Annotated in this window: 18 protein-coding genes; 6 read left to right on the top strand and 12 right to left on the bottom strand. The window is 62.1% G+C overall.

The genetic code is table 11. The features are described from left to right. Positions 1-250: 250 nt before the first annotated feature. Positions 251-1,189: an AraC family transcriptional regulator gene (locus BJI69_RS17820; protein ID WP_052767201.1), complete on the bottom strand. Its 939-nt coding sequence runs from the start codon at positions 1,187-1,189 to the stop codon at positions 251-253. A 67-nt stretch (positions 1,190-1,256) separates the two neighbouring features. Here BJI69_RS17820 and BJI69_RS17825 point away from each other — a divergent pair, with 67 nt between their 5' ends. Next, positions 1,257-1,991, top strand: coding sequence for an SDR family oxidoreductase (locus BJI69_RS17825; RefSeq protein ID WP_046967746.1), 735 nt, complete (start codon positions 1,257-1,259; stop codon positions 1,989-1,991). Between the two features lie 33 nt (positions 1,992-2,024). Here BJI69_RS17825 and BJI69_RS17830 read toward each other — a convergent pair whose 3' ends face one another. The 3 genes from BJI69_RS17830 to BJI69_RS17840 are packed head-to-tail and all read right to left on the bottom strand — an operon-like array spanning position 2,025 to position 4,025. Beyond that, positions 2,025-2,651, bottom strand: a complete 627-nt coding sequence (locus BJI69_RS17830; protein WP_046967745.1) for an NADPH-dependent F420 reductase — start codon at positions 2,649-2,651, stop codon at positions 2,025-2,027. After that, a complete protein-coding gene (locus tag BJI69_RS17835) occupies positions 2,648-3,595 on the bottom strand; it encodes an SDR family oxidoreductase (RefSeq protein WP_046967744.1) in 948 nt (315 codons plus the stop codon). Before BJI69_RS17835 ends, BJI69_RS17830 begins: the two co-directional genes overlap by 4 nt. A 46-nt stretch (positions 3,596-3,641) precedes the next feature. Continuing rightward, positions 3,642-4,025 carry an NAD(P)-binding domain-containing protein gene (locus tag BJI69_RS17840; protein WP_211258504.1) on the bottom strand — a complete coding sequence of 128 codons (384 nt, stop codon included), beginning with the start codon at positions 4,023-4,025 and terminating at the stop codon, positions 3,642-3,644. Positions 4,026-4,156: 131 nt separating this feature from the next. Here BJI69_RS17840 and BJI69_RS17845 point away from each other — a divergent pair, with 131 nt between their 5' ends. Continuing rightward, positions 4,157-4,732 (top strand): TetR/AcrR family transcriptional regulator, encoded by a 576-nt coding sequence (locus BJI69_RS17845; protein WP_046967742.1) that lies wholly within the window; start codon positions 4,157-4,159, stop codon positions 4,730-4,732. On the opposite strand, the gene BJI69_RS17850 is transcribed toward BJI69_RS17845, so the two are convergent. Next, on the bottom strand, positions 4,716-6,089 hold the full coding sequence (locus tag BJI69_RS17850) for an MFS transporter (RefSeq protein ID WP_219811404.1): 1,374 nt from the start codon (positions 6,087-6,089) through the stop codon (positions 4,716-4,718). The two genes, BJI69_RS17845 and BJI69_RS17850, sit on opposite strands and share 17 nt — an antisense overlap. Before the next feature lie 23 nt (positions 6,090-6,112). After that, positions 6,113-6,859, bottom strand: a complete 747-nt coding sequence (locus BJI69_RS17855) for a glucose 1-dehydrogenase (protein ID WP_046967824.1) — start codon at positions 6,857-6,859, stop codon at positions 6,113-6,115. 113 nt (positions 6,860-6,972) lie between these two features. Between BJI69_RS17855 and BJI69_RS17860 the strand changes: the two genes are divergently transcribed. After that, on the top strand, positions 6,973-7,842 hold the full coding sequence (locus tag BJI69_RS17860; RefSeq protein ID WP_046967740.1) for a LysR family transcriptional regulator: 870 nt from the start codon (positions 6,973-6,975) through the stop codon (positions 7,840-7,842). 15 nt (positions 7,843-7,857) lie between these two features. On the opposite strand, the gene BJI69_RS17865 is transcribed toward BJI69_RS17860, so the two are convergent. Next, on the bottom strand, positions 7,858-8,640 hold the full coding sequence (locus tag BJI69_RS17865; RefSeq protein WP_211258502.1) for an SDR family NAD(P)-dependent oxidoreductase: 783 nt from the start codon (positions 8,638-8,640) through the stop codon (positions 7,858-7,860). 173 nt (positions 8,641-8,813) lie between these two features. Between BJI69_RS17865 and BJI69_RS17870 the strand changes: the two genes are divergently transcribed. After that, entirely contained in the window at positions 8,814-9,110 is a 297-nt protein-coding gene (locus BJI69_RS17870) for a winged helix-turn-helix transcriptional regulator (protein WP_211258501.1), read from the top strand. 17 nt (positions 9,111-9,127) lie between these two features. Here BJI69_RS17870 and BJI69_RS17875 read toward each other — a convergent pair whose 3' ends face one another. Together BJI69_RS17875 and BJI69_RS17880 are read right to left on the bottom strand one after the other, a co-directional pair. Next, complete coding sequence (locus BJI69_RS17875; RefSeq protein WP_046967737.1) at positions 9,128-10,366, bottom strand: DUF1444 domain-containing protein; 1,239 nt, start codon at positions 10,364-10,366, stop codon at positions 9,128-9,130. Positions 10,367-10,439: 73 nt separating this feature from the next. Next, on the bottom strand, positions 10,440-10,802 hold the full coding sequence (locus BJI69_RS17880; RefSeq protein ID WP_046967823.1) for a winged helix-turn-helix transcriptional regulator: 363 nt from the start codon (positions 10,800-10,802) through the stop codon (positions 10,440-10,442). A gap of 110 nt (positions 10,803-10,912) precedes the next feature. Between BJI69_RS17880 and BJI69_RS17885 the strand changes: the two genes are divergently transcribed. Then, a complete protein-coding gene (locus BJI69_RS17885; RefSeq protein WP_046967736.1) occupies positions 10,913-11,647 on the top strand; it encodes an SDR family NAD(P)-dependent oxidoreductase in 735 nt (244 codons plus the stop codon). Between the two features lie 30 nt (positions 11,648-11,677). Further along, positions 11,678-12,088 (top strand): nuclear transport factor 2 family protein, encoded by a 411-nt coding sequence (locus BJI69_RS17890; RefSeq protein WP_046967735.1) that lies wholly within the window; start codon positions 11,678-11,680, stop codon positions 12,086-12,088. Positions 12,089-12,104: 16 nt separating this feature from the next. Here BJI69_RS17890 and BJI69_RS17895 read toward each other — a convergent pair whose 3' ends face one another. The 3 genes from BJI69_RS17895 to BJI69_RS17905 are packed head-to-tail and all read right to left on the bottom strand — an operon-like array spanning position 12,105 to position 14,864. After that, positions 12,105-12,881 carry a 3-keto-disaccharide hydrolase gene (locus tag BJI69_RS17895; RefSeq protein WP_046967734.1) on the bottom strand — a complete coding sequence of 259 codons (777 nt, stop codon included), beginning with the start codon at positions 12,879-12,881 and terminating at the stop codon, positions 12,105-12,107. Positions 12,882-12,900: 19 nt separating this feature from the next. Continuing rightward, positions 12,901-13,812, bottom strand: coding sequence for a hydroxypyruvate isomerase family protein (locus tag BJI69_RS17900; RefSeq protein ID WP_046967733.1), 912 nt, complete (start codon positions 13,810-13,812; stop codon positions 12,901-12,903). Then, the gene (locus BJI69_RS17905; protein WP_046967732.1) at positions 13,809-14,864 is read right to left on the bottom strand and encodes a sugar phosphate isomerase/epimerase family protein; all 1,056 of its coding nucleotides are present in this window, start codon (positions 14,862-14,864) and stop codon (positions 13,809-13,811) included. Before BJI69_RS17905 ends, BJI69_RS17900 begins: the two co-directional genes overlap by 4 nt.

Genomic DNA, 14,864 nt, shown 5'->3' on the forward strand with positions numbered 1-14,864 from the left:
CCGATGGCATCGAAGCGAACGATCCGGCGCAGGGGAATGGGCGAGCGTTGCCGAGCCGGCCCGTGACCGACCTGGATCGTCAGTGGCGTGACGGCTTGCGGTTGTACCCAATAGGCGTTCGGTTGGACCCAGAAATCATGCGCACGGACGGGTGAAGTCAAGCAAAGAGCCAGCATGACCGAGACCGTCCGTTGGACATTGAACGAAGGTATGAGCGTGACGCGATGGCGCAAGATGTTGCGCCGTTGCGTCACTCCGTATCGTTTGTCGAGACGTGCGCCTTCGAGCGTTTGGGTGAATGGCCATAGGCGTGCTTGTAAGCGTTGCCGAAGGCGCTGACCGACGCGTAGCCAAGGGACGAAGCAAGCACCGCGATCGAACATGTACCTTTGTGCAGGGCGTGTTGGGCGAGCTGCATTCGCCAGTGACGGAGATACTCGAGTGGGGCGACACCCACCATGGATTTAAAGCGCAGGGCGAACGCCGAACGCGACATGGCCATGGCAGCTGCCAGCTCTCCGACCGTCCACTGATGGTGAACCGCGTTGTGCATCAGCTTGATCGCGCCCCCGACCCGGGGATCCGAAAATGCGCCGATCCAGCCGGTGGCATCCGCGCCGTCATCGGAAACGTAGGCGCGAAGCGCCTGAATGAGCAGGACATCGCCCAGGCGCTCGATCATCAGGGTCGAGCCCAGGTTCGACTGGTCCATTTCGCGATTCAACAGGCCCAAGGTATCTCGTAAGACGGCCGCCGCAGGCGAGCTGGCGCGAATGTGCATGAAAGCGGGCAGGGCTTCGATCATGCGTGGCGCGTTCGCGTCGGCGAAAGTGAATGCGCCCCCCAGCATCACGGTGTCATCGCCATCGAGCTGCAGGATGCTTTTCTCTCCAAAGAGGGCAATGCCATCCTGCGGATCCAAAGTCGGATCGCTCGTCACCACATACGGCGTGTTGGTCAGAAGGAACGTGTCACCTGCAGCGAGCTGACGCGGCTCACTGTCGGGCAGCACGATCCATGCCGCTCCGCGTAGGACGGCGACGAACTTCAGGCGTTCCCGGACGGGCAGGCTAAGCGACCACTCGCCTCCTGCCTCCAGACGCGTGCATCGGACACTCGACAGGTCGAGCAACGCCAGGACGTTGGACAGGGGATCGGAAGCAGATTTGGACGATAGCGACGAAAACATGGCTTGCGCAGCATAGACCATCTACCCGTCGCTCAGCAGAATGGCCGCTCCCACTCAGGAGACACCCATGTCCAGCGAAAGCAAGGTTGTGGTGATTACGGGCGCGAGTAGCGGAATTGGCCAGGCAACGGCGCGGTTGCTCGCAGGTCGCGGCTATAAGGTCGCGCTTGGTGCGCGGCGTGATGAGGCACTTTCTGCGATGACGGAGGAGCTGCGCCAGGCAGGCGGGCAGGCTGTCTACAAGGTGACCGATGTCACCCGGCGAAGCGATGTCGAGGCGCTGGTGAGCTTTGCTGTTGAAAACTTCGGTCAGGTGGATGCCATCGTCAACAATGCAGGGATTGGCCCGATATCGCGTTTCGATGCGCTGTGCGTGGACGACTGGGACGCCATGATCGACGTCAACCTTCGTGGCACGTTGTACGGTATCGCGGCAGTGCTGCCCTTGTTTGCGCGTCAAGAAAGGGGCCATGTGATCAACGTCATATCGACGGCCGGTATCAAAATCTTACCGACCATGGGTCCGTATGCAGCCACGAAGAACGCCGTTCGCACGTTGACTGAAGCACTGCGCCAGGAGGCCGGGCCGCATTTGCGCGTAACCGAAATATCGCCGGGCATGGTGGCCACTCGATTCGGTGATTCGATCACGGACCTCAAGACGAAAGAGGATATCCAAAGGCGCATGGGCGACATAGCGATTCCCGCGGACGCGATCGCTCGCGGGATTCTTTTTGCGCTGGAACAGCCACCCGAAGTAGAGGTCGGAAGTATGGTCATCCGACCGACGGCCCAGGGGTGACGACAAACGTAGCTGTTCTTTAGATCGCGCTATTCACGCCGTGCCGATGTCGACGTTAAGGGCGATGTCGAAGCTGCCTGCACCGTTCCTGGCCAGGCCGATGAGCATCAGGCCGATCGCCTCGAGTGTCGCCGCCATGTGCAGGCCGCCGACATCGAGTGGACGTAGCCCGAGACTCTCGATGAAGGTCGAGACGCGCGCCTTCGCCTCCGGATCGTCGGCGGCAAAGAACGCGTCGAGACGTCCACGTTGAGTGAGCACGGGACCGAAGAGAGTGTTGAAGGCCTTTACGACATGCGCACCGGTGGACGCGGCCTTGGCGATCTCCTGCGCACCGGAACTGCCGCTCGGTGTCACGAGACTCGCTGCGTCGGACGAGATCGGATTGGTGATGTCGATGATCACCTTGCCGTCGAGCGCGTCTCCGTAGTCGGCCAGCACCGCCGCCGCGCTGCTGTACGGCACCGCGAGAATGACGATGTCGCCCGTCGGCGCCGCACCGTACGTTCCCGTAGACGCTCCCGCGTCGAGCTGCGTGGCGAGTGCGTGCGCCTTGGAGCGATCGCGGCTGATCACCTCGATGGTGTGGCCGGCTTTGACCGTACGGCCGCCGATCGCTGCGGCCATGCCGCCAGAGCCAATGATGCTGATCGTGCTCATGTGTTGTCTCCCGGGAAATAGTGGCCATTGGCCAGGTTTGCGAGCAGGTCGGGCTGGGTGGGCTCCCAGCCTAGGGTCTGGCGGGTGACGAGGTTGGACGCAGGCAGGTTCAATGTGACCAGATTCGCGAGGAACCCGAAGTATCCCGGCAGCATCAGCACGTCGTTGGGAATACTCACGGCCGGCAGGCCCAGGCGATGGCCGATGGCCTCCGCGATGTCGCGGAACCGGATGCCTTCGCCCTCGATTCCGTGCCAGTACTTGCCGGCCGGTCCCTTCTCCAGGGCCAGGCGGAACAGCACGGCGAGATCGTGCGTGTGCACGGCAGGCCAGAGGTTCGCGCCGTCGCCGGGGTAGCCGATGGCACCCTTTGCCTTCGCGAGCCCGATGAGCAGCGGGAGGAAGCCGGCGGCGTCGGTCGCGCTGTGGGCGATGGGAGGAATACGCACGATGGACGATCGGACACCTCGCTCGGCGAGGCCGATCACCGCGAGCTCCACGACGTTGCGAACGCGCAGGCTGCCTTTGTACTTGTCGCCACCGGGAAGAGCCGGATCATCCTCGGTCGCTGGCCGGCCCAGGTCTTCCCATCCGGGCGACCCGATGCTGCCTGCCGCGACCAGCGGCTTTCCGGTCCCTGCCAGCGCCTCGCCGTACGCGAGCATCACCTGCAGCTCGGCAGCGGCCACAGCGTCGATGCCACCGGAGGGAAGCAGGTCCTGACGGTGCGCGAGGTGGATAACGCCATCGGACTCCGCCGCCGCCGCCTTCAGTCCGTCGAGATCGGAGATATCTCCACGCCGCGGCGTGGCTCCAAGGGCGGATGCCGCCGCCGCGGAGTCGTCCGAGCGGACCAGGGTGGTCACCTCGTGGCCGGCGGCGATGAGCTCGGGGATAACGTACGAACCGATATGGCCGGTCCCGCCAGTGACTAGAACATGCATGTCGTGAGCCTTTTGGGTGATGTGATGCGAGAGAGGGACGTCTGCTTTACTCAGACGAAAACACTGACGCCGATCGCGAAGCGGGTGTGCTTGACCGCGTGGGCCATGAGGCCCAACGACAGAAGACAGAGGTGCTCCAGCGTCCGCGCCATTGGCAGTTGCCCGACGTCCAGTGGACGCAGTCCGAGGCTTTCGACGAAGGCGGAGCTGCCTTGGCGATTTCCTGTGCGCCGGAACTGTTCCCAGGCGTCACAAAGCGGGTGAGGTCGGGAGCGACGGGGTTGGTGATGTCGACAAGGAGCTTGCCGGCGAGCGCTGATGCCTTGGCGGGATCGCGAGTGATCACCTCGACGGTGTGTCCGGCCTTGACGGCGAGCGTGGCGATCGCCGTGGCCATGCCGCCTGAGCCGATGATGCTGATAGTGCTCACATGGGGTCTCCTCGACAGTCGACTGGCACCCGTAAGCCCTAAGTGCTACGGTGCGCCATATAATCTGGATCACTGATCCGGATGCAGACTCATTGTATGTGGATCACTGATCCACTTGTCAAGGTGCACGCATGCGGGCTGACGCCAAAAAGAACTACAGCCACCTCCTCGCCGTCGCAGCCAACGTCGTTGCCGAGCACGGCGCGGACGCATCCATGCGGGACATCGCCCGTCGGGCTGAGGTGGGATTGGCCACGTTGCTTCGTCACTTCCCGACACGGGAAGCTCTGTTCGAAGCCTTGCTGCGCATGAATGTCGACGTGCTGATGCAGCAGGCGGACGAACTCCAGGCGTCGAGCTCGCCTGACGATGCCCTGGTGTCGTGGTTTCGCGAGGCGGTCGCCTTCACGCACAGCTACAGCGGCGTCTGCGAGCTGATGGCGAGCGCGCATGACGACCCGGACTCCGCGCTGCACGCCTTGAGCACCGCATTGCGGACCGTGGGCGCGCGACTACTGCAACGCGCTCAGGCGGAGGGAACGGCTCGCGCCGATATGGATGGGGTCGACCTGTTTGCGCTCATGTCGGCGCTCGGCTGGCTCGTCGGCCAACCGGGATTCGCGCCGCGGGGCGATCATCTCTTCGACTTGATAACGAGCGCCATTCTGACGGCTCGACCGGGAAACAAGGTCAGGAAGGCAGGCTAACGACGTGGTCACGGCGTCGCAGACATAGCACGGCCGCCAACGCCAGCGCTGCGGCTATAGCCAGCGCCGCGATAGCGAAGGCAAGCCGGACGGCTTCTGGGTGTCGATCGTCGGGTGCGATGGCGAAGAACAGTCCGCCGACCAGCGCGACCGACACCGCTGCGCTGACTTGCAAGGTCGCGCTGACGAGTCCTGCGGCAAGACCTGCCCAGCGCACATCCACTTTGTCGACATTGAGTCGTACAAGTGCCGGCAGCGCGATGCCTTGTCCCACGCCGATCACTAAAAGGGGCGCCGGAAGCCAGGATGGCGCGCCTATGTTGACCAGCACCGCGGTGAGCACCAGGCCACAAACCTCCAGCCCCATGCCGAATCCGGCGGCGTGGGAACCGAGTCGGCGCGCAACGTAGGGGCTGGACAGCGGGCCAATGAGAAGACCTACGCCAACGGGCAGGATCGCCAGGCTCGCCGCAAGCGGGCCGTGTCCAAGACCCACCTGCTCATAGACGGCGAACGTCAAGAAAAACGGTGCGAGAAAATAAAAAAAGAAGGTGGCCGCCATGGTTCGCCGCAAACCTGGCACGAGAAGCAGGGACGGCCTTACCAGGGGTGAGCGACCTGCGTTCTCCAGGCGATTCTCGTAGTGCCAGAATGCAACGAGTAGCGGCACGCTCAGGGCAAGCAACGCAACGCACCACCATGGCCAATGGTGTTCACGACCTTCAATAAGCGGAATGATGAACATCAGAAGACCTCCTGCCAGCAAGGCCGCACCTGGAATGTCCAACCTTTCGGACCGCTCGGCTCGGCTTTCTCGCAGCAGCGCCAACGCGGCCGGCATCGCGCAAAGAATGACGGGAAGGTTGATGAGAAAGATGGCGCGCCAACCGAGGCCGAAAGCGTCGGTCGATACCATCACCCCGCCAAGCAATTGACCGCCGACCGAAGCAATCCCGAACGTGGCGCCGTAAAGACTCAATGCCAGATTCTTTTCGCTGGCCGGGAAAAGAGCATGGATGCACGCCAACGACTGAGGCGCCATGACGGCGGCGCTTACGCCTTGCAGCAGTCGGCCGACCACCAGGATGTTCGTCGATGGCGCAAAACCGCACAACGCCGATGCCATGCCAAAGCCGAGCATGCCCAGCATGAAAGCCCGCTTTCTCCCGTAGAGATCGCCGAGACGACCACCCAGGATCAGGGTGACGGCGTACGCAGCCGCATACACCGACACGACGAGCTGCGCGACATCGGGTGTCGCGTGCATGTCGTTGCGAATGGCCGGCAGCGCCACGTTGACGATGAAGAAATCCAGCGGAGGCAACAGTGTGCCGGTCAACAGCACCACCAGCGCCATCCATCGACGACTCGAACTCATCTTCAGCGCATGCCGCCCGAACCCAGGATCAATTCACCTGTCACCCAGGCTGCATCGTCCGAGGCGAGAAACGAGACGATGGAAGCGATGTCCTTCACCTGGCCGATGCGACCGAGCGGTGTCTGGCTCTCGTTCCAGGTCTGGAACTCCGATCCCATGACGCCGGCCGAGTGCGTGCCTTCGGTTTCGATCAGGCCGGGATTCACTGAATTGACGCGGATGCCGCGTGGACCCAGTTCGCGCGAGAGCACGCCTGTGATGGCGTCGAGCGCACCCTTCGTGCCGCTGTAGATGGCGCTCTCGGCGGGAAGCACCCGGGTGACGAACGAGCTGATGTTGATGATGCTGCCGCCTTGGCCAAGGTGGGGCACGGCGGCGCTGGAAACCAACAGAGGCCCAAGCACGTTGATGTCGAACTGCCTGCGATAAAGCGCTTCCGTGGTCTCTTCGATGCTGGCGAACTGGTACACGCCGGAGTTGTTCACCACGATGTCGAGCCGGCCGAAGTGATCGATGGCCGCCTTGACCAGAGCGTCGACCTCCGCCTTGCTGCTGACGTCCGCACCCACCGCTACTGCTTTCCCGCCAGCGGCTTCGATGTCGGCGACGACCTTGTCTGCATCGGCTTTGCTCGATGCGTAATTGACCACGACCTTTGCGCCGTCAGCAGACAGGCGGCGGGCGATCCCGGCGCCGATGCCTTTCGACGCGCCCGTGACGATGGCGACCTTCTCTTTCAGGATGCTCATGCGGATGGATTCCAAAAGTGGAAAGAAGGCCGCCATGGTGATATCGACAGGATTGTTTGTGAACTGGCATTCCTGCATATTTAGCGTACATTTTTGTACGGGGCGGCCAGCGCATGGAGTGGAGTGACGTTCGGATCTTTCTGGCGACCGTTCGCGGCGGATCGTTGGGAGAGGCCGCACGTAGCCTGGGCGTGAGTCATCCGACCGTGGGTCGCCGGGTAAAGGCGCTCGAAGACGAAGCAGGGCAGCCGCTCTTTCGACGAACGAAGGATGGACTCGTGCTCACCGACGCCGGGGACGCTGTCCTGGCACTTGCGGAGTCCATGGAGAATTCGGCGCTTTCGATGGAAAGACGCCTGGCCGGCAACCACGAACGGCTCGAAGGCATTCTGCGGATCTCGTCGGCGGATTGGTTCGCCGGCTACGTGCTGGCTCCCGTATTGGCCGAGTTGGGGCGACGCCATCCGGCGGTCGTGCCTGAGGTGATCGCCAGCTACCGTCTGCTCGATCTGTCGCGTCGTGATGCTGACGTGGCGTTCCGTATCGTTCCTTTCAGCGAACCGGAGATCGTTCAGCGTCGCCTGATGACGATGCCCTATGGTCTCTACGGGTCCGCAGAAACCGTGTGCGCACTCGAGAATGATCCGGCCTCGGTCGGGCTCATTCTGATGAACACGGCGCAAGCGCACTTTCCCGACGTGGCATGGTTACTCGACAGGTTCCCGCGATCGCGGCGGGCTTTCACGAGTACGAGCCGAACCGTCCAGGCGCAAATGTGCGTGCGCGGCGTAGGAGTTGCCGTGCTGCCAAGACCGGTGGGCGACGCGCTGGCTGGACTGCAGCGTATCGATACGTCGAACAGCCCTCCTTCTCGCGAGGTATGGGTCGGCTATCACCAGGACCTGCGTCATATGGATCGCTTGCGAGCGATGCTCGACCTCGCGGAAGCCATGCTGTCCGATGCGCCGATGTCGGCGCGTTGATCCCGGTCGTCTGGTCTAAACGACGGGAGAAAGCCCGCCATCGACGCGCAGGTTGGCTCCGGTGATGTACCCGGCAAGAGGGCTGACGAGAAACGCGACCGCATGTGCGATGTCTTCCGGCTGCCCGGTGCGACCAAGCGGTACGTTTGCAAACAAGGGGAGGACGGCACGCTCGATGTCTTCCCATGGCGCGTCGCGTTCCGCCAGACCCCGGTCCGCGGCGACAGCACGGAATCGTTCGTCGAGCGTGGCACTGTGAATCGTGCCGGGTGAGATGGCATTGACGGTGATGCCGTCGGCCGCGACGGCTTTCGCCAGAGACGAGGTCATGGCGTTCATCGCGGCTTTGCTGGCGGCATATCCCGGTGCAGACGCGGGTGCCATCGTTGCAGCGAGACTGGACAGGTTGACGATACGTCCCCAGCGCTTCGTTTTCATGTGAGGGAGCAGGCGTGTCGTCATACGCAGGGCGGTCATGACATTCCTGTCATACCCGGCCAACCAGGAGACCGGCGCCGCCGCCGCCCAGCCGTCGCTTGCGCCCCCGGAGCCACCCGCGTTGTTGACCAGTATGTCGATGGGGCCGACGAGGCGTTCGGCCTCTTCGACGATCATCTGCACCTGATCGTCGAGCGTCAGATCTCCTACGACAAGATGAGCGTTGCCACCTGAGGCGACGATCTCGGAAGCGACTCGTTCGGCATGGTGTCTGTCCCGCCCATGGACAACGACCTTCACACCTTCCAGGGCCAGTCCCCTGACGATCGCTTCGCCAAGACCTTTACTGCTACCGGTCACCAACGCGACCTTTCCGCCTAATTGCAAATCCACTTGAAAACCCCAACTCGTATCCAGGTATACCGTTACGGTGGCTCCCGATGGCAAATCCGACAACTACGCACTTTCAGGTGCCCACCTCCGATGACGCCCGTCACGCGTGCCTGGGTCCAGGGGGATCGGCTGAACACACGATGCGCGTCATTCGCATGATCCAGGGACGTTGGAAAGTGCCGATTCTTTTCAGGCTCTTTGCCGATCCATGCATGCGAACCCTGCAAATGAAACGCGACCTCGGAACCATTTCACAAAAGGTTCTGACCCAGCATCTTCGCGAACTTGCCGATGACGGCCTTGTCGAGCGCGTCGAGCACGCCGGAAAGTCGCTGCACGTCGAGTACCGGCTGACCGAGATGGGTAAGCAGCTACGTCAGGTGCTTGTTGCAGCGCGCACGTTTTCGGTGGAGCATCCGTTTGAGACCGCCCGCTAGGGCAACATATCGCCGTGTCACTGAAGATCACGGACACGAACTGCCTGCCGCTTCAAAGCCTCATAGGTCGCGTCATCGGGAAAGTCGGTGAGCAAATAGCGCGGAGGCTCGAGGTTCTCAACCGGCGTAGCCAATTCGGGGATGTGCGCTGCGGCATCAGCCCACTCGACATGCAGCAGTTCGTTTCGTCGATCGCAGAATAGCCAGAGCACATCGCAGCGGGGCAGGAGGGTTTCGACATCACGAGTCCATTGGGCCGACCCTACGAATTGCTTGGTATCCGTGATCTCAACAGCTTCGTAGGTTGCGACGAAGCGAGCGATGAGTTCCTTTTCGTATACCTTCTCGAGTAGCTCTTTCTGGTCGGCGTAGGTACCGACAAGACGTTTGTAACGCGCCAGGTTCAAACGACGAGCTGTATCAGGCGGCACATTTCCCTTGAATGGTGTCCAGGCACCATTTCTGAGGAGGATAAGCTGACCACTGAGCGGGCGCGTTTCGCCTTCGAGCACATCGGCGGCGAGCGACGCTATCGCAGCGACACCTGCGTCGTCGAGGCTCCCGGTAACGAACAGGTGGTTTCTGGAAGGAATGACAGCCACGGGCTCACCATGAACCGGCAGGCGATGGATCATGTCGGTCAGCAGCGCACGGGACGCGTCGTAAACGTCATGCCAAGTGGATATCCATATGCCGCCATGACGCTCCATGCCGGTATCGCTCGTCCGGTCGCGCAAGTTGCTCAAGGCACGCGCGAAGGCCGCCTCGTCATCCAGGCCCCAGGAGGCAAGGGACTTTGAGTTGACGGTCGTGGTCGCGTTCTCGGAGTCCAGTACCAAGGCGATGGATAAGTCTTCGGAAAAGTAACGCAGGATCGGCGAGGTCGCCGGGTTGGTATCGCCGGACAGGCGCGCCGAGAGGGTCACGCCGGCGAACATGGCTGGATCGCGTACGACGGGCATGAGCCTGGCAAGGCTCTCGCCTACCGATTCCTCACGACGATCGTTCGTCAGGCTTGCCAGATACGTGTCTACAACGTTCTCGCGTTGCTTCCGCGGGCCCCTCAAAGCATCCTGGAAGGCGTTGTGCAGATTCATGACCATAGGCCGGCCTTCGGCCAACTCGAAATGAATCTGGAACGCCTCGGCGTCATACCTGGCGGATGCATGCCGCGCCACGACCTTGGCCCGTCGGAGCACCAGGGCAGCAAATTCGTCCTGGGAAAGGATGCGTCGGAATCGATCGAGAATGCCCAATGTCGTTCCTTGAGACGGGTATGTCGCGAGAAAGTTAGCTAAGACACCAGCGTTTGCCAAGGTTTGGGGCCTGCTATGGCAAAGCGTCACGCTCGGCAAAGATCCTCGCCATTTCCACCGCGTTCTCGGTCCCCCAGGTGCACAGCGGGACGATCGCCTCGGCCAGACTCCGACCGAGTGGCGTCACGGCGTAGTCCACGCGTGGCGGTACCTCCTGGTAGTCGGTGCGCGCCAATACATGATCGGCCTCGAGATCCTTCAACTGTTGGATCAGAACCTTGTCGCTGACGCCTTGCATCAGGCGCTTGAGTTCACCGTAGCGTTTCGGCTCGTCGCGCAGCAAAAACAGGATCAGTGGTTTCCACTTGCCCGAGATGATGCGGAGCGTGGCGTTGAGCCCGCAGCCGGTGTCGCAGATTTCGGGAGGTGTCGTCATTTTGATACTTACCAAAAAGTGCATACTTGTCGATAGGTTATTAGGCCCGCATCCTTTTCCTCAAGCAAGCAGTTCGCTGCTTTCACACAACGCTAATGAGGATGCGCAACATGAACCGATTGAATGGAAAGACCGCTGTCATCACCGGCGGCGCTACGGGCATCGGCCTTGCGGCTGCCAAGCGCTTCGTCGAAGAAGGCGCGTTTGTCTTCATCTACGGCCGCCGGCAGGATGCGCTCGACGCCGCGCTAGCCGTCCTTGGACCCCATGCCCGCGCTGTGAAGGGCTCGGTGTCCGATGAGGCAGACCTCGACCGTCTCTACGCGGCGGTGAAATCGGAGCGCGGAACCCTCGATATCGTCTTCGCCAATGCCGGGGCCGGAAGCCAGGCCAAGCTCGGTGAGATCACCGCTGCGCACATTGACGAACACTTCGATACCAATGTGAAGGGCACGATCTTTACCATCCAGAAAGCATTGCCGCTGATGGGCGAAGGTGGTTCGATCATCCTGACCGGCTCGAGCGCGGGTACGACGGGCGCCCCAACGATGAGCGCTTATAGCGCCAGTAAAGCCGCTGTCCGCAATCTCGCACGCACATGGGCAGAAGATCTGAAGGGCACGGGCATCCGGGTCAACGTGTTGTCCCCCGGAGCGACGGCAACCGAACTCGCGAAGGCGGCACTCGGTGAGGAAGGCCAGAAGGTCTACGCCTCGATGACGCCACTCCAGCGCATGGCCGATCCATCGGAGATCGCAGCAGCGGCTGCTTTCCTCGCATCGTCGGACAGCAGTTTCATGACTGCCAGCGAAGTCGCCGTCGACGGTGGCCTGGCTCAACTCTGACTTGGCCCCCGGAACGATGGAGACATATCGATGAGCACACAAGAGAATGTCCAGGCTGTGAAGGCCTTCTTCGCAGCCATGGGTCGCGGCGATGAACCCGCTTTGCTGGCGTTGTCCGCCGAAGATATCGAGTGGATCATTCCCGGTGATGGCTGGCCGCTGGCTGGCACGCACCGTGGGCACGCGGGATTAGCCAACGTGCTCAAGAAGGCTTCCGAGGCGGTGGAGACCTCCTATCCGAAGCCTCCCGAATACGTGGCTCAGGGAGATCGCGTGCTGGTCATCGGCCTGGCCGAGGGAAAGATCAAAGCCACGAATAAGACCTTCGAGGACCATTGGGTCTTCGCCATCACCGTTCGAGATGGCAAGCTGACGAGCATTCGTGAGTACATCGATACTCAGGCATTGGCGCGGGCCTCGCAGAGCGACGCGAGCGTCTAGACCACGTGGACAATGATCAATCCAGCGGCCTCACCCAGATGTTCCGGAAGCTGATCGGTTGGGAATGGTCACCATGCGCCTGCAGCTTGATCGGCGCATCGCTATACGGCTTGTACTTCGGCTTGCCGATGTAAAAGGTCTCGCCGGTAAGCTGGGTGTGGTTCTGCACCAGCACGCCGTTATGGAACAGCGTGACGTAAGCCGGCGACTTCACCGAACCATCGGCGGCAAACACGGGCGCCGTCCAGACGATGTCGTAACTCTGCCATTCGCCGGGGCGGCGTGCCGCGTTCACCAGCGGCGCGGCCTGCTTGTAGACGCTTGCGGCCTGACCATTGACGTAGGTCTTGTTCTCCCACGAATCCATGATCTGGATTTCGTAGCCTTCATCGCCCGGGCCCGTGGAGGCGAGAAAGACGCCGCTGTTACCACGCGCCTGGCCTTCACCCGTGATGTCTTTCGGGATCTGCCATTCGAGGTGAAGCTGGTAATCGCGGAAATGCTGCCGGGTCTGGATGTTCCCCGTGGTCTTGTCGACGGTGACCACACCGTCATGCACGTTCCAGCGGGCCGGAGAGTGATCCTTCGAGGCTTCCCAGCCAGCCAGATCGCGACCATCGAACAGCACGATCGCATCGGAGGGTGGGGCTTGTTCCTTCACGCCAGGCGCGACGACCTTCGGGACCGGTGCCCATTGTTCCGTGGCCTTCGGATCATCCTGCGCCGAGGCGCATGACGATCCGACCATCGCCAGAGTGAAGAGAGCGAGGGTTGCCGGCTTGGGGCGCTTCATGGGAACTCCTGGAAAGATGTCATACCGTACACGTCCTGAATGCTTCGGCAAACGATTCGAACGGATCCGGGCGCGACGGCATGAACTCATGCGCGATGAAGCCCTGGTAGTTCAGATCCGCGATGGCGGTGGCGATGGCGCGATAGTTCAGTTCCTGCGTGCCATCGATCTCGTGGCGACCGGGCACGCCGCCGGTGTGGAAATGTCCGATCCACTGGATGTTGTCGCGGACGGTGCGGATCACGTCGCCTTCCATGATCTGCATGTGGTAGATGTCGTAGAGCAGCTTGACGGCAGGTGAATTGACGCCCTTGGCGACGGCGACACCGAATGCCGTGTGGTCGCCCTGGTAGCCGTGGTGATCCACCTTGCTGTTCAGCAGCTCGACGCAGAGCGTGATGCCGTTTTCCGCGGCGTAGGGCGCAATCTTCGACAGTCCGGCGACGCAGTTTTCGACAGCCTGCTGGTCGGAGATGCCGGCCTTGCGGTTGCCGAACATGGTGATGACGTTGGTCACGCCTGCGCGCTTTGCCAGTGGGATGGTCGCCTCGATTTCCTTGATCAGCGTGGCGTGGTTCGCGGGATCGTTGAAGCCGAATTCGATGAAGTTATCCCGCTTGGCCGGGTAACCCATCGACACGGCCATCCCGCTATCCGTCACGACCGACCATTCGTCCGCGTAGAGCAGGTCGACGCCCGTGAAACCGATGGCCTTCAGGCGTTTGCACAACTCGGGAAGCGGCGCCTTCGAGGTCCAGCGGCTGAGCGATTGCTTGAGCCGTCCACGCGTGGCGACCGGCGCGGTCGCCTTGCCGCCGGAGGTTGCAGCGGAGGCGAGCAGGGGTGCTGCCCCTGCCATCGCCGCCACGGTGGCCAGGCGTCCCAACGCGTTGCGACGGCCGATATGGGTCGTGTCGTCCGTTCCGTTCATTCGAGCCCCAAGATCTGTCGGTTGAACATGCGATCGCTGCCCGTCGACGCGAAATCGTCGAAGGCGCGCTCGGTGACTTTGATGATGTGGTCGCGGATGAAGGGTGCGCCTTCCTTCGCGCCCTGCTGCGCATCCTTGATGCAGCATTCCCATTCGAGCACCGCCCAGCCGGGATAGTCGTATTGCGCGAGCTTGCTGAAGATCGCCCCGAAATCGATCTGGCCGTCGCCAAGCGAGCGGAAACGCCCGGGGCGATCGATCCAGCCCTGGTAGCCGCCATAGACGCCCGAGCGTCCATTGGGACGGAACTCGGCGTCCTTCACGTGGAAGGCGCGGATACGCTCGTGGTAGTTGTCGATGAACTGCAGATAGTCCATCTGCTGCAGGACCATGTGGCTCGGATCGAAGAGGATGTTGGCGCGTGGATGATGGTCGACCGCGTCGAGGAAGCGCTCGAAGGTGGCACCGTCATGCAGGTCTTCGCCGGGGTGGAGTTCGTAGCAGACATCCACACCCACCTCGTCGAACGCATCGAGGATGGGTTTCCAACGCTTACCGAGTTCCGCGAAGGCCTCTTCGATCAGTCCCGCTGGGCGCTGCGGCCATGGGTAGAACAGGTGCCAAGCCAGGGCGCCCGAGAACGTGGCGTGCGACGTCAGGCCGAGGTTCTTGCTAGCCGTGGCCGCCAGCTTGAGCTGCTGCACCGCCCATGCCTGACGCTCGGGTGTGTGCCCACGAAGGGCCGGCGGCGCAAAGCCGTCGAACAGGCGATCGTACGCGGGGTGCGACGCGACCAGCTGCCCTTGCAGGTGCGTGGACAGCTCGGTCACGGCCAGGCCGTGCTCAGCCAGCATGCCGGTGATGTCGTCGCAGTAGGTCTTGCTCGCCGCAGCTTGTTCGAGATCGAACAGGCGGCGATCGTTGGAGGGAATCTGTACACCGACGAAGCCGAGCGACGCGGCCCAGCGCGCGATGTCGGGCAGGGTGTTGAACGGCGCCTCGTCCGAGGCGAACTGGGCGAGGAAGATGCCCGGACCCTTGAGTGTCTTCAT

Origin of the sequence: Luteibacter rhizovicinus DSM 16549 (assembly GCF_001887595.1) — a bacterium.
In the GTDB taxonomy this organism is placed as follows: Bacteria; Pseudomonadota; Gammaproteobacteria; order Xanthomonadales; family Rhodanobacteraceae; genus Luteibacter; species Luteibacter rhizovicinus.